The 15,617-nt window shown below is 60.7% G+C and carries 9 protein-coding genes; 5 read left to right on the plus strand and 4 right to left on the minus strand.

Annotated elements, in window-relative coordinates; genetic code table 11:
• Positions 1–606 (plus strand): hypothetical protein (locus HKN06_04560; GenBank protein ID NNF60587.1); only part of this gene is annotated, 606 nt, incomplete at its 5' end.
• A gap of 40 nt (positions 607–646) precedes the next feature.
• Here HKN06_04560 and HKN06_04565 read toward each other — a convergent pair.
• Entirely contained in the window at positions 647–1,285 is a 639-nt protein-coding gene (locus tag HKN06_04565) for a transposase (protein NNF60588.1), read from the minus strand.
• A 338-nt stretch (positions 1,286–1,623) separates the two neighbouring features.
• Here HKN06_04565 and HKN06_04570 point away from each other — a divergent pair, with 338 nt between their 5' ends.
• The 3 genes from HKN06_04570 to HKN06_04580 all read left to right on the plus strand — a co-directional run bounded on the left by HKN06_04570 (position 1,624) and on the right by HKN06_04580 (position 7,308).
• On the plus strand, positions 1,624–2,403 hold the full coding sequence (locus tag HKN06_04570) for a PEP-CTERM sorting domain-containing protein (GenBank protein ID NNF60589.1): 780 nt from the start codon (positions 1,624–1,626) through the stop codon (positions 2,401–2,403).
• Positions 2,404–2,573: 170 nt separating this feature from the next.
• Positions 2,574–5,528, plus strand: coding sequence for a tetratricopeptide repeat protein (locus tag HKN06_04575; protein ID NNF60590.1), 2,955 nt, complete (start codon positions 2,574–2,576; stop codon positions 5,526–5,528).
• An 88-nt stretch (positions 5,529–5,616) separates the two neighbouring features.
• A complete protein-coding gene (locus HKN06_04580) occupies positions 5,617–7,308 on the plus strand; it encodes a CRTAC1 family protein (GenBank protein NNF60591.1) in 1,692 nt (563 codons plus the stop codon).
• 17 nt (positions 7,309–7,325) lie between these two features.
• On the opposite strand, the gene HKN06_04585 is transcribed toward HKN06_04580, so the two are convergent.
• The gene (locus HKN06_04585) at positions 7,326–8,954 is read right to left on the minus strand and encodes a tetratricopeptide repeat protein (GenBank protein NNF60592.1); all 1,629 of its coding nucleotides are present in this window, start codon (positions 8,952–8,954) and stop codon (positions 7,326–7,328) included.
• Between the two features lie 65 nt (positions 8,955–9,019).
• Positions 9,020–9,757 carry a protein-L-isoaspartate(D-aspartate) O-methyltransferase gene (locus tag HKN06_04590; GenBank protein ID NNF60593.1) on the minus strand — a complete coding sequence of 246 codons (738 nt, stop codon included), beginning with the start codon at positions 9,755–9,757 and terminating at the stop codon, positions 9,020–9,022.
• Between the two features lie 343 nt (positions 9,758–10,100).
• Between HKN06_04590 and HKN06_04595 the strand changes: the two genes are divergently transcribed.
• Positions 10,101–14,165: a CSLREA domain-containing protein gene (locus HKN06_04595; GenBank protein NNF60594.1), complete on the plus strand. Its 4,065-nt coding sequence runs from the start codon at positions 10,101–10,103 to the stop codon at positions 14,163–14,165.
• On the opposite strand, the gene HKN06_04600 is transcribed toward HKN06_04595, so the two are convergent.
• Positions 14,166–15,125 carry a tetratricopeptide repeat protein gene (locus HKN06_04600; GenBank protein ID NNF60595.1) on the minus strand — a complete coding sequence of 320 codons (960 nt, stop codon included), beginning with the start codon at positions 15,123–15,125 and terminating at the stop codon, positions 14,166–14,168.
• Positions 15,126–15,617: the final 492 nt, after the last annotated feature.

Consider the following 15,617-nt stretch of genomic DNA (forward strand, 5'->3'; position numbering starts at 1 on the left):
GGCGAGACCCATTACTGGGTGGAAACCGAGGTCGATAACTACAAGGTAAGCAAGAAGGGCCAGCGCAAGCGTCAGGGCGACGCGGTGGTGATGAAAGTGCTGCTGCCCGCGTCCGCGCTCAACGGCGACCCCGGCAATATCCTCAATAACCTGGGCGGTTACGGCAAGGAGATCATCATGCAGGCCGGCGACGCACAGCCCATGCGTATCCGCGAGGGCGGCATGATGGCCGGCATGATGCTCAAGGCGATGGGCGTGAAGGTGGAATACCAGTTCGCCAGCGCGGGCAACGAGAAAGTTACGGTGCCGGCCGGCGAGTTCAAAGCGGAAAAATTCACCGGCTCCGGCTCGGTCGAGACCCGCGTACTCATGAGCAAGATGTCAGTGCAGAGCGATTCGCAGTTCTGGCTGTCGCGCGACGTGCCGTTCGGCATGGTGAAAATGAGCTCGGTCGAAACCGTCAACGGCAAACCGCAGACCACCGAGGCGCACCTGGCCGCCTACGGCAACAGCGGCGCGACCAGCGCCATCAGCGGCGAGCCCATGGACATGTTTGGCGGCCCCGACGGCGGCCTCAACCTGCAGGACCTGATCCCCGGCGGCTAAGCATGGGGACAGTACATGTATATCCATACAGGCACTGTCCCTATCTTCGGGGTGCCAGCTGCCTGCCGGTCAGGCTCTCGATTCTCGCGATGAACTGCTTCGAGCCCAGCGGTCGGCCTGACTTCGTGTGCCTGCGAAAGCTGTCATGCGCGTCCGCGCTGTCTTCGTCTGCCAGGTAGGCCCGCCAGTCCGGGAAAAGCTCAAGCATGGGTGCGACGGATACCAGTGAATCGTCGTGTCCGGCAAGGTGCGCGCGTGCGCTCGACCATTCCCAATCGTCTGCGGCAGCCGCCAGGCGCGCCCTGACGGGATTGAGTTCAACATACCGAACGCAGGCGACAAGATGGGCTTCGTCCATAGGGAAGGAGTTGAATCGCGCCTGCCACAAGTGCCCCCGCCAATCGTTTCGCTCGTTGATCTTTCGAGCGAATCTCTCGTGCGGCTTGGCGATTGCCCCGCGCAGACCGTCCAGGGTGCTCGGTACCAGCACCAGGTGAACGTGATTGGGCATGAGGCAATACGCCCAGCAGCGAGTGCCGGCAAACTCACATTCTTTTGATAGCAGGCTCAGGTAGAACCTGTAGTCATCGTCTTTGAAGAAGACCTGTTGCCGCCGGCTCCCTCTTTGAATGACGTGATGTGGGTAACCGACTGCGACGACCCGGGCGATCCTTGCCATTGTCGGGGACAGCACCTGTATGTCTGAGTTGTTCGCGGCTGAGGCTACCGGCGTGCCCGGATGCCGTCGCGGCTGAAATCTCGCCAGAATCCCCGCAGTACCTGTATGGATATACAGGTACTGTCCCCATCTGAGTACTAATACGGATAGACACGCCCTGGCTGGCTGTCGGTGGATTTTACAATTCCCGCAGTTTCGGGGTGCTTCAGGGCCGGCGAAAAACCACAGGTTACTGAAAAATATAGGAGCACTGGATTCTGGCGCGGGTTTTGCATTCACAGACATCAGAGCCATGGAGGCACTGACGTCTGACATAATCCACTGGGGAGCTACCAAAAATGAGAATTAAAGAAACGGAAAAACAGCAGTTTGAGCAAGACCTGCTGAGTTATTCGATTTCGGCACAGAACCAACCGACCGCGAAGAGTTCCTGGAAGGCGTACGGTGCCGCTGCTTCGACCGCGCTGCTGGCCAGCTCGGCACTTGAGGCCGCCATCATCTACAGCGGGCCGCAGAACATCAACATCACCGCTTCCGGCTCCGGTGCGACAGCGTATACCGCGATCGACATGGATGGCGGTGGTGCCGATTTCGGATTCGGCGCCGCCAATTTCGGTGTTTATAATACGTTTTATGGCAGCACGGTTGTTACCGGCACTAACGCCGCATTTGCCGTCGGATACGGTGGCGGCGGTATAGCCGCTTCAGCCACTTACGGGCGTGCAAGCAAGTTCAGCTCCGGTGCAACCATCGGTGGCGGCGCCGGTTTCGCAGGGACCGCCTTTTTCAACGCCACCGCCGCGACCAGCAACACGACGGCCTTCAACGCCGGGTTCAACTCGTCGACCGGGTTTATCGGCGTGCAGCTGGCCAGCGGCAATTTTGGCTGGATCCAGGTCCACGTCGACTTTAGTTTTGCGCCCGGCAACAATGGAGTGACGATCCTGGACTGGGCCTATGATGACAGCGGTGCAGCGATCCGGGCCGGCGACACCGGTGCGGTAGCAGCGCCGGAGCCGGCCACCAACATGCTGGTGGGCATGGGCCTGCTCGCACTGGGCGCATCCGGTATCCGCACGCTGCGTCGGCGCAAACGCGAAGCCGGCCTGACCAGCTGAGCGCTGCCAGACCAGCCAAGGCCACAAAGGCTGCAAAAACCCCGCCTCGGCGGGGTTTTTTGTCAGGCGAGTCTGGCCTGATATTGTCAAAACCCAGTGTTGCGTATCCGTCGGTGGAATTACGCAAAACACGGCAATAAGATCAGCGTTCGACATAGAGGTAGAACACAATGCCAACCCCGATCAAAAACAAAGTATTGCTTATTGGCTGGGACGCAGCCGACTGGAAAAGCATCGGACCGCTGATGGATGCCGGCAAGATGCCGGCGCTGCAGTCGATGGTCGAGAACGGTGTTTCAGGCAACCTGTCTACCCTGCACCCGGTGCTGTCGCCGATGCTGTGGACCTCTATCGCAACGGGCAAGCGGCCTTTCGATCATGGCGTGCACGGTTTTTCCGAACCCACTGCAGATGGCAAAGGTGTGCAGCCGATCTCGGTGCTGGCTCGCAAGACCAAGGCGATCTGGAGCATACTCAACCAGCACGAACAGCGGTCGGTGATCGTCGGCTGGTGGCCAAGCCATCCTGCCGAGCCCATCAATGGCGTGATGGTGTCCAACCACTACCAGACCGCGCTTGGCCCGCTGAAGGACGGCTGGCCCATTGCACCGGCCATCGTGCATCCGCCGGAAAAATGCGAGGAGCTGGCCGAGCTGCGCTTTCATCCCGATGAGCACATGGCGCCACACATATTGCCGTTTGTGCCGCGCGCCGCGGAAGTCGACCAGGAAGAAGACCGGCGCCTGGCGTCGTGCCTGAAAATTATCTGCGAGGCCACCAGTATTCACTCCTGCGCCACCGAGTTGCTCGAGAATGAAAGCTGGGACTTCGCCGCCGTCTATCACGATGCGATAGACCACTTTGGCCATGGTTTCATGAAATACCATCCGCCACGGCTGGACCGCGTTCGGGAAGGCGATTTTGATATTTATGGCAACGTGGTTACGGCAGGTTACCTGTATCACGACATGATGCTGGGCCGGATGCTGGAACTGGTGGATGACGATACGACAGTGATACTGGTGTCCGATCACGGTTTTCATTGTGACCACCTGCGTCCCGCCTCGATCCCGCGGGAGCCGGCCGGCCCGGCCATCGAGCACCGCGATTTCGGCATATTCGTCATGCAGGGTCCCGGGGTGCGCAAGGACGAGCTGATTCACGGCGCATCGGTGCTGGATATTACGCCGACACTGCTGACGATGTATGGCCTGCCGGTTGCTGACGATATGGCGGGCAAGCCGCTGCTGGCAGCTTTCGCGGAGCCGCCTGAAGTCACGCATATTCCCAGCTGGGAAGACGTAGCGGGTGACGACGGCCAGCATCCGCCGGGCAAACAGACGGATCAATACGAGTCCAAGGCGGCACTGGAGCAGCTGGTGGCCCTCGGCTATATCGAATCGGCCGGCGAAGACGCCGAGATGGCCGTGGAAAAAGTCGTGCGTGAGCTCCAGTACAACCTGGCGCAGTCCTATATGGATGCGGACCGCAACCGGGCCGCCGAGCCGATCCTGGAGGACCTGTACGCACGTTACCCGCTGGAATACCGCTTCGCGATCAAGCTGGCGATGTGCTACCGGGCGCTGGACAAGACCGACAAGCTGGCGCCGCTGGTCGAGGAGCTGAACAACGGCACCCGGCGCGATGCCGAGGTAGCGCGGAAGAAACTCAAGGAATTTGCCGACGTGGCGCGCGCCCGCCGTAAAGCGCGCAAGGAGCAGCGCGAGGCTGATGAGAAGGCCGGAATCGACCCGAAAGACCGGAAAGTGGAGCCCATCTTCGACGAGGAAGAGCGGAAGGCTATCGCCGAGCTGCGCGACATCTCCAGGGTCAATATCGCGTCCATCGAATTCCTGGCCGGCTACGTGCAGGTGGCCGACGGCAATGCCGAGGAGGCACTCGAGCACCTGCTGATAGCTGAACAATCCGACGTCGTGCGGCCGGGCCTGCATTTGCAGATTGGTGAGGCCTATCTCAAGCTCGAACGCTGGGAAGATGCTGAACGGAGTTTTCTCAAGGCGGGTGAGCTCGATGGCGTCAACGCCAACGTTCACTTTGGACTGTGCCGCACCTATTTGTCGCAACGCGAAAACCAGAAGGCGGCCGATGCGGCGCTGAAAGCGGTGGGGCTGCGTTATCATTACCCGATGGCGCACTATTGCCTGGGTATGGCCCTGCACCGGATGGGCAGGATCGACAGTGCCATTGAAGCGCTGAAAGTGGCCCTGTCGCAAAACCCCAATTTCCCCGAGGTACATGAGCGGCTGTCTACCATCTACAGCAAACGCCTTAACGAACCGGACCTGGCGCTGACGCACACGGTCCTGGCCAAGGAAATGAGAACAGAAAACCGCCGGCGGCGGCGCGAGGCGCTGGGCCTGCCGATCCCGGAAAAGGTAGCGGTGGATCTCGACGAGATGCTGCCGAAGGTGCCGTCCGTCGAGCGCGAGGTAGACCCGAAGAAGATCCCACGGCTGCGCCAGCCGCCGGAGGCGCCACAGAGCGAGCCGGCTGATGACAGTGAGTACATTACGATCGTAACCGGGCTGCCGCGTTCGGGAACGTCGATGATGATGCAGATCCTTAATGCTTCCGGCCTGCAGCCACTGACCGACGAGCTGCGCGAGGCGGACGAAGATAACCCGCGCGGTTATTTTGAAATCAAGGAAGCTACCCAGCTGCGCGACAACCCGAGCTGGGTGGGCAATGCGCGTGGCAAATCGGTCAAGGTGATTGCGCAACTGCTGGGCGAGCTGCCGCAGGGCTACAAGTACCGCGTCATTTTCATGCAGCGAAATATTGACGAGGTGCTGGATTCGCAGGCCATGATGCTGGAGCGCCTGGGCAAGGAAGGCGGTAAACTGGCGCACGAAAAAATGAAGACGGTGTTTCAGGGCCAGCTTGCACATGCCCGCAAACTGCTGCGGCGGCACGGTATCCCGACGTTTTTCGTACCGTATGTCGCGGCAATCGAGAAGCCTGAACTGACGGCTGAAAAACTGGCTGAATTCCTCGGTTCAGACGCAGACGCAAAGGCAATGGCTGCGGCGATCGATCCTTCGCTTTACCGGCAACGTCGCAAAGCCGCGGCAGACGACGAAGACGACCAGTCTGCGGCCGGTTGATGGTCAGCGGATGCGAATGTTGACCCGGGTACCGGCCCGGACGAGTTTGGTGTCGGCTACGATTGCTTGCCTGCCAGCATTGGCATTGGTGGCCTGTACGCAGGACCCGGGCAAATCCGGGGCCGACGAAGAAGCCGGTTCTTCGCCCGCGGTATTTCGCGAGGTGGCCGCGGAGACCGGGCTGGACTTCATGCACTTCAACGGCATGTCCGGCGAGTTGTACTTTGTCGAAGTGACCGGTTCCGGCGTCGCGCTGTTCGACTACGATAACGATGGCGACCTCGATGTGTACCTGGTGCAAAGCGAAATGCTGGGCCCGGCGAGCCTGGAGGAGGCTACCTTCCCACCAACCGGCCCGCTCACCGATCGGCTGTTTCGTAACGACCTGGCGATAAACGCCGACGGTGAGGCTGTTCTGCAGTTTACCGATGTCACCGAGGCGGCAGGACTGGACATGCATGGTTACGGCCTCGGGGTGGCTGCTGGCGACTACGACAATGACGGATGGGTGGATCTTTACGTTACCCGGTTCGAGTCGAACGCGTTACTGAGAAACCTTGGTAATGGCCGCTTTGCCGAAGTTACCGAAACTGCCGGCGTGGATGACACCCGCTGGACCGCGAGTGCCAGTTTTGTCGACGTCGACCTCGACGGGTGGCTGGACCTTTATGTCTGTAACTACGTCAATTTTACGATTGCAGGGCACAAGCGCTGTGCAATGCCGTCGGGTGCGCGCGAATACTGTGGCCCGATCAGTTACCGGTCAGAACCCGATCGACTGCTCCGTAACAGCGGCGACGGCACGTTTGAAAACGCGACCGGCCAGGCCGGCATCGCGCGTGAATTTGGCGGCTGTCTCGGCGTTATCGGCGCCGATTTCAACGGCGACAATCTGCCCGACCTGTACGTGGCCAATGACGGCACGGCCAACCAGTACTGGGTCAACCAGGGCAACCTTCGTTTCGAGAACGACGCCTTGATGGGTGGCGTGGCGCTGAACTGGAAGGGCTCGGTCGAGGCCAGCATGGGTGTCGGCGCGGCCGATTTCGACAACGATGGCGACCGGGATATTTTCATCACCCATCTCGATGGCGAAACCAACACGCTTTACCTGAACGATGGTGCAGGGATGTTTTCCGATGTCACGCCGGTCAGCGGCCTGGCCGATCCCAGCCGCAGCCTGACCGGTTTCGGCATGGCCTGGTTCGACTACGATAACGACGGATGGCTGGACCTGTTTATTGCCAACGGCGCGGTCAAGCTGGTCGAGGCGCAAAAGCGTGCCGGCAGCCTGCATCCGCTGGGCCAACGCAACCAGCTGTATCGCAACCTCGGTAACAACGGGTTCGAGGAAGTGCTGGACCCGGCCGTTGGCGCCGAACTGGAGGTCAGCCGCGGCACCGCCGTTGGTGACCTCGACAATGACGGCGACCTGGACCTCGTCGTGACCAACAACGCCGGTCCCGTCCGCTTACTGCGCAACGAGGTGGACAATAACAATCACTGGCTGGGTGTCCGCCTGCTCAGTGGAAAGCGTGATGCGGTCGGTGCGCGCGTGGAAGTTTTCCGGGACGGGCTGCCCGCGTTGTGGCGCTGGTCGCAGGCAGACGGCAGTTATCTGTCTTCCAATGACCCGCGTGTACTGGTCGGCCTGGGTAATTCAACAGACATCGACGAGCTGCGCGTGCACTGGCCGGACGGAAAAGTCGAAAGCTGGCGCGGCCTGGGCATTGACCGCTATGTCACTTTAACAAAAGGCGAAGGGCAGTCATTGCCCTGAGGTTCCTGGCGGGGGCCTCATTCGGGTGCCGCAGCTGGCCCCTTTTGACGATTGCTGTAGGCCTGAAGGACGGTCTCCAGTCTCTGGGTAGGCGTGCCGGCGCTTCGCGCAAGCTCGATAGCCTGCTGCTGCACACTCACTGCTGAATCGAAATCACCAGCCGCTGCGTGCGCCATGGCAACGGTGCCGGCGTAGCGCCAACTCTGTCGGTCGGCATCGAAGGCCTGCTGTGCCAGCGTCATCACACGAGTCACCGGGGGTTCGCTCTCACACTGCAACAGCGTGCGGGCGAGACCGTCAGCCAGCAAATGGCTGTCCGGCAGCGCTGAATGCGATTGTTCCAGCGCGTTCAGCGCCGCGCCGCAGCCGGCAGTGCGCCTGAGCGCCGCGGCGCGTCCGGCATGCGCGCGTACGCTCGCCGGCTCACGCTCCAGCACGAACTCGAAAACACCCAGCGCGTCATCGGGTCGGTTCAGGTAGTCCATCAATAATTGGCCATAGTCGAGATTGATTGTGATATTGTCCGGTTCCAGTTCGAGCGCCGTTTCTATAGCGGCCCGGGCTTGTTCCATGTCGCCTTGTCGTCGATAAAGGCGCGACAGTGTCCCGCGCAAGACGGCGGCGTCTGGATTAATCTCGATTGCACTCTCTAACATAGAAACCGCCTCTTCGGTTTTCCCTGTCCAATCCATCGCCCGCGCCAGGCGAGCACGTGCAAAACTGCTCTGCGGGTCGATTTCGAGTGCCTCGCGATAGAGCTCGATCGCGGCGCCAACGCGGCCACTTTCAAATGCCCGGTTGCCCTGACGCACGAGTCTTGTGGCGTTCACGGCACTTTGATGCATCGACTTGAGTAACGGATCACTAACGGTTGCTCTCCCACCGTCACCGACACCTTGCAGCAATTCCCTGGCCTGGTCATTCTTGCCGACTGCCCGGTAACTCATTGCAAGCTGGTAATGAATAAGGTTTTTTATTGTCGCGTCGGATGCCGCCTCTTTGATGGCCTCCAGGGCCTCGATCGCACTGGCATGGTCGCCCTCGGCTGCGTCAACCTGCGCCAGGGCGACGACGGGCATCATCGCACTGGGGTTGATCTTTTTGGCCTGCTCGTACATGAGACGGGCGTTGTCGTAATCGTTCTCGACCTGGTACAGGTCGCCAAGCCAGGTCAGCGCCGCAACAAACTGCTGTGGTTCGGCGGTGACATCCTGTTTCATTAGCTCGATGACGCGCTGCAGTCCGCGGATGGCAATCGATGTCTTGCCGGCCTTGCGGAACAAGTGGGCACGATAATAGGTCCAGCGGTAGTCATCGGGTGCGAGCAGTTCGGCATTGCGATAGCTGACCTCGGCGGCGTCGTTCAGTTCGTGACTGTGGAAAATCTTGCCCAGTTCACCGTAGGCCTTGGCCAGCAGCTGACTGTCCGGACTGGATTTCTCGAGGGCCGCCACGCGCTCGTACATCTCTTCGAGCTGTTTCCTGGAGGCGGTTTCCAGCCTGTCCAGGTCCGGAAACGGAATGGGCCGCACCGTATCCCGGGCATCGACGCCGCCTGTCACCGGCTGCGACTCGCTGCAGCCGGTTGCTGCAATCAGCAGGCACAAGGCAAGCGAAATTATTATTCTCAGTGGTCGTTCGGTCATCTGGAAAGGCCCTGTTTCAATCATTACCAAACCCTACCGCAGAGCCGGATCAAAGGTCCAGAACGCTAGTCGCGGGTAAAGGGCACGAAGATGACCGGGGCAACGTTATTCGTGTTGATGCTGCCATCTTCCAGCTTTGTGAGAACCTGCAGAATCTGCGTACGGCCTTCCGGCCCGACCGGGATCACCAGCCGCCCGCCAACGGCTAACTGGTCGATCAGCGGTTGCGGCACCGTTTCCGGTGCGGCGGTCACCAGGATGGCGTCGAACGGTGCGTTTTCCGGCCAGCCGGCGTAGCCGTCGCCGGCCCTGACACTGACATTGTCATAACCCAGGCGATCGAGCGTTGCCGCGGCGCGCTCGGCGAGCATGTCGATGATCTCGATGGTGTAGACATGGCCGGCCAGCTCGGCCAGCACGGCCGCCTGGTAACCCGAGCCGGTACCTACCTCCAATACCACCGACTCCGCGTCGACCCCCGCCAGGTCGGTCATCAGCGCAACGATGTAGGGCTGCGAAATCGTCTGGCCTGCGCCGATGGGTAATGGCCGGTTGTCGTAAGCGACACGGCGCTGCCGCGGCGTCACGAATTCGTGGCGCGCGACTTTTTCCATGACCGTCATTACGCGTTCGCTGACGTACGGTGGGCCGCTGCGGCGAATCTCTTCCAGCATGAGTCGGTGGGCCGGTGCGGTGTCGTGTTGCGCGGGTTGCTGTTGCAACCTGGAATGATCGGCAACCGGATCCGGCCCGCTGCACGCGGCGAGCAGGGCGGCGATTGCTGTCAGGGTGTGTCTGCGCATTCGGCCATCTCCTGGTTCTTAATATAGCGCGGTTCCCCCGTAAGAGCGGCTCGTGGGAGCGGCTTTAGCCGTGACCCAGGCAGTCGCCGCTCCCACGAGGCCGCTGCCACGAAGCATGGTCGCAAGTCGCGGCTGAAGGCCTACAGGACGAAACAGAAAATCAACGGGTTAGCGGCTGTCAGCCACAGGAAATCAGAGGCTTAATCCGCGATTGTGACGCAGGTCGCGTTGCCGGGCGGTTCGCGCCAGTAATTTTACATATCCAATGTGCTGATCCCCGTCGATGTCCTGTCCGGAAGGTTGTTTCGGCCGGGATTTGCGGGATGGACTGGAATATTTTTTGATGCGATTGCCGGCTGACAATCTGCTGCGCAGACTTGCGTCGCACCCCCTGGCGGGTGCGTGGCTCAGCATCGTGTTCGCAATTTGCATGAGCTCGGCCGACGCGGCGACCTACACAGTCACCAAGACCGCCGATACCAGCGACGGCGTGTGCAATGCTGACTGCTCGCTGCGCGAAGCGCTTACTGTCGCCGTCGGCGGCGGCGATATTGTTGCTTTCAATATTCCACTGGCCGATCCGGGCTACAGCGCCGGTACCGGCGTATTTACCATTGCGCCCGGCTCACCGCTACCTGCAATCTCCGGTGCCAACACCACCATTGATGGTACGACCCAGACAGCCAACGTTGGCAACACCAACCCGACGGTGCACGGTACCGGGGGCCTGGTGGGGGTCAACGAAGAAATCCTGTTACAGGTCAACGGGCCGGAAATAGAGATCCTGGGACAGAACACAATTGCCGCGGGGTTACGCGTGAGCGCGAACAACACCGTGATTCGTGGCCTGGCAATCTATGGTTTTGGCAACGCCAATGGCGAAGGCGATATCGTGGTCGATAACGGCGTCAACGGCGGCACGTTCGAGTTCAACGTACTCGGTGCCCGGGCACACTTGTTTGCCGACCCCGCGCCCGGTCCACGCAGCCGCGCCGGTTTTGCTTCCAACGGTGGTGATGCCTGGACACTGCAGAACAACGTCATCGGTTTCGGCCAGACCCGTGGCGCCTATATCGTCAATGCTTCGCAGAACTGGGTGGTGCAGGGCAACGAATTTGTTGACGGTGGGTTGGTCGACATAGGCGGCGACAATATCGCGATTGAAGGTAATTCCACACCGGGCACCGTCAGCGCCAACCTGATCAGGGGTGCGGCCAGCCAGGGCCTGGTTATTTCCGGCACCAATGCCAATACCATCATCAATAATACTTTCCGCGGCAATGGTGTCGGCCACGTCGGCACGCCACCGGCGCAAAGCGGCGCATTGACGCTGCGGTCGACCGCTGACAATGTTGATATCAAGCGCAACATATTTGATGCCAACTATGGACCTGGCTTGATGATAAACAATGGGTCGATAGACACTCGTTATACGCGCAATCACTTTTTTGACAACGGCACTATTTTATCCCGCAACGGCTCCGGTCCCAGCAACCAGATCGCTGTAGACCTGCAGGAGCCAACTGACAACCAGAATCTCGGCACACCGCCTTATTTCAACCTCAATGATGACGGTGACGGCGATAGTGGCGGCAACGACATCCTCAATTTCCCTGTAATCGAAACAGCTCAAATCCTTGGGCCAAACCTGGTTGTCAGTGGCTACGTGACTGCAAATGCCTCCATCGAGTTTTACCTTGGTGATGCAGACCCCGGTAACTGGGGCGAAGGCCAGATCTTCCTGTTCAAAGACGATGAAGGTTCCGGCAACGACAATGACGGCACGACAGGCAGCTATGGCCCGGGGGCGGTCAATGGCGTGGTACAGGGGGAAGAGACCAATGTGCCGCGATTCAGCTTTACCGTGCCGCTGGCAACGCTGCCCGTGCCGGTAACGTCTTCGGATGAAATCGTAGCCACGGCAACGGATGCAACCCAGACCTCCGAATTCAGCGCACGCGCTCCGGCTTTCGCCGGCAATATCGGTGGCACCGTATTTGTCGACATCGTCGGTGACGGGCTGGCGGACGGGCCGATCGGGCCATTGCCGAATCCATTCGAATCCGGCACCCGGATCGAGCTGTGGCTCGACGGCGGTGACGACCTGCCCGATGGCGGCGACGATGTTTACCAGTCATTCACCACCTCGGCGCTTGCCGATGGCACCTACGCGTTTTCCAGCCTGAGTAACGGTACTTACTGGGTCACGGTCGATGCCGGCGGCGTTAACCGCGGGCCTTACAACGGCGGTTATTCGGGTGCCGATGCCTGGGCCGAGCAGACGTATGGCCCTGTTGGTGCAGCCACCTATGATGGGGTGTCATGGTCATTCGCGCCGACCGCAGGCGCGGTGTATGGCGGCGCGCGCTGGGACCAGTCCGACCGCTTCCCGCCGGCCAACTCCCTGCCTACCGCCGAGCACATAGCGCGTGTCGTCGTGAACAACAACGATACCGCCAACGTTGATTTTGGTTTCAGTTTTAATGTAGTGACCACTACCCGCGGTGGTGACGCCACGGCCGACCCGGGTACGCCACCGGGTCAGCGTACAGTGCAGGGCTCGCTGTACCAGTTCATCACCAATGCCAATGCCGGGAGCGGCGCCAACGCGATGCGCTTTGTGCCGGCCGCACCAACAAACGCGAGTAGTGGCGGCCATAGCTGGTGGCAAATCCCGGTTACGGCAGCGCTGCCGCAGGTGCTGGACGTGACGACGACTATTGACGGGGCAGCGCTTGACGCAGCAGACGGCGTGACACCGGTCGATCCCAACACGGCGGCGATCGGCAGCGGTGCGGCGGTCGGCGTCAGCGGAACTTTCAATACACCGCAGCTCGATCCGGAGCTGGAACTGCGTGGTGACGGGGTGGTCAGCCTGGGACTGGATATACAGCCGGCCGCCGATGGCAGCAGCGTGCGCAATCTGGCGATCAATGCCTTTACCATCAATGCGGCGCGTCTCATTGGTACCACGGCCGACGCGCTGGATAGCGTGACGTTTGAAAATACGGTCCTGGGGGCATCGCCGGCGTCGTTTACCGATGTGCCGGCGCTGAACGTCGGGCGCGGTGTGTTCGGTCGCGACCTGACCAATTCGACCATTCGCAACAACCTGGTGGGCTGGTATGACTGGGGCCTGCAGGTGCAGTTCGACACTTTTGACAGCGTTATTGAAACCAACGAGATACGCGGCAGCACGACCTATGGCATCTACCTCGGTGGTGTGGCCGGTACCGGCCAGCAGCCGGCTCGGGTCACGATGCGCGGTAACCTGGTCGAGGAGAGCGGCAGCCAGGGTATCAACACCCAGCAGTCGCTGAACCAGTTGACCATCGATGAAAACACCGTGCGGCTGACCGGTGGTCATGCCGTGCGCGCGTACGGGGTACAGAACACTATCACCGGCAATATCATTGCCGATAACTCCGGTACCGGCTTGCTGGTGATTGGCGATAACCTGCCCGGTTACCCTGCGGCCAGCCAGAACCGTATTTCGCAAAACCGGTTCGGTAACAACACAGGTCTCGCCATCGACCTGGTGGCCAACGGCGTGAATGCCGACGGTATCACGCTCAATGACGACCTCGACGCCGACACGAGTGGCGCCAACGAGCTGCACAACTACCCGGTGATCGAATCAGCCATCCTGGCCGGCGGCAACCTGACGGTCACCGGATACGTGCGACCCGGTGTCGAAATCGAGTTTTACGAGGCAGTCGGTGCAGCCAACGACCAGAACGGCGGCGGCACGGCCCACGGTGAGGGAATCGACTACCTGTTCAGCGCGACGGAGGGCGCCGGTGCCGATACCGATGGCGCGACCGGTTCGTACGCTTCGGCGGACTACGGCAGCGACACGTCGGCAAACCGTTTTCGCTTTGTGGTGCCGGCGCCGGCCGGCCTGGCGCTGGGCGAGGAGCTTTCGGCTATTTCCATCGACACGACAAACGACACTTCAGAGTTCGGCCCCAACGTCACCGTCAACCCGCCTTACACCATCGTCAAGCGCGCATTCCTGCCCGACGGTACGCCGGTCGGCGATGGGTCCTCTCTGCCGGTCGGGGTGGGATTCAAATGGCTGCTGTATATAAACAACAATGATGGCGCCACCAGCGATGCCAGCATTCGCGATGTGCTCGATCCGCTGTTTGCTTACCAGGCAGGCTCACTGCAAGTCGATAACTCGGTTACCGCCTGTGCCGCTGCCGCCTGCACGCCGGCCGAGGAGAGCGCAATCTTTACGGCTGTCTCTGCAACCGCATTACTCACCGACGTCATCGATGGCGATGTAGCCAGTTTCAACGGGACCGACACTATCGACGCCGGCAACCAGAACGTCGCCAACGGCCAGCTCGACATTGCTGCCAACTCGGTGCTGGCGCTGATGTTCTCGGCCAAGGTGCAATAGCTAGCGCAGGCTTCGTAGCGCTTTTTTTGCCTGCTTGTGCTTCGGGTCTGCAGCGAGCGCGGATTCGTATGCTTCGCTTGCCTGCTTCTTATCGCCCTGGTGCTGGTAGATCGTGCCGAGCCGGTAGTGGCCCCATGCCAGCGACGGCTCGCCCGGTTTCGGCGCATGGCGTGCAACATAGGCTTCCAGCGCAGCCTGGCCTGCATCGAGAAACTCGCCGGAAACCGACGCGGTGCGGCCAACCTGGTAAAGAGTAGCCATGTCGTCCGGGGCTGACTGCAGGCGCTGCTCGTAGACTTGAATGGCGTCCACATAGCGCGTCTGTTCCGTTAGCGCGATGCCAAGCGCGAGGTACGCGTCGCGTTCATCCGGCTGCGCGGCGATGGCATCGCGGTATGCCTGCTCGGCACGCTGGTGATCACCATTGCCGGAGTAAACCGCGGCGTAGGCAAGATGACCGCGGGCAGCATCGAGCTGCGTTATGGCCGCTGCCTGTTGCCCGGCTTTTTCACTGCTGCCGCCGGCGATGCCCGGCGCCTGCAGGTAATAGGTCATCAGACCGAAGCGTGCGTCGATGTTGCTGCCATCGATTTCCACTGCGCGGATGAAAGCTTTGCGGATGCGCCCGGCCAGGCGCATCTGTTTCATCGGCCCGGCTTCCCCGGCCAGCGAGCCCAGTGCTTCACCCAGACGGCGATAGTGCTCCGCCACGCTGTCATCGAGCGTCACGGCACGCTCGAATGATTCAATCGCGTCGTCGTAGTGGCTTTGCGCCATCTGCGTAATACCCAGCTGGTAAAACGCAGCCGCGTTGCCCGGATGTGTCGCTGCCAGGTCGGCAAATACCTTGCCCGCCGCAACAACTTCGCCAGCCTCGTACAGCTCGATGCCGCGCGCCATGTCAGCCAGCACATTGCCAGCATGCAGGCTGAGCAGCAGGATAAAGATGATCGTGCGCATGGCTTGCCTCCGTGCACCCGATTCTAATATGTATCGCCACGCCGAACCTGAACGTCTGTTTTTTTGCGTGGGAGCGGCATCCTGCCGCGATTCTTTTCGGGCCGGGCTTGCGCGGGATTGATCGCGCCTGGAAGGCGCTCCTACGGGCAAGATGCGTAGGAGCGGCATCCTGCCGCGATTAACCGGCGACAAGGTCTCGTAGGAGCGGCATCCTGCCGCGATTCTTCAAGTTCGCCGTGTGGTTTATCGCGCCTGGAAGGCGCTCCTACGGGGTGCAAGCGCTCGCCGCAGCCTGTAGTAAAAAACTGCAGAATTGCCGGTTCAGGCACCCCCGACCTGTGTCTGCGCGTGATAGTCTCCGGCGCATCTCACGTAGGAGCGGCTGCAGGAGCGGCTTTAACCGCCAATGCTGAATATGAGGCGACGCTTTTTCATTGTCATGATTCTGCTGCTGGCAGCAACTGCCGCCAATGCCGCCTGGCATAGCGCGAC

The organism is Gammaproteobacteria bacterium, from assembly GCA_013003425.1.
GTDB lineage: Bacteria > Pseudomonadota > Gammaproteobacteria > Steroidobacterales > JABDKV01 > JABDJB01.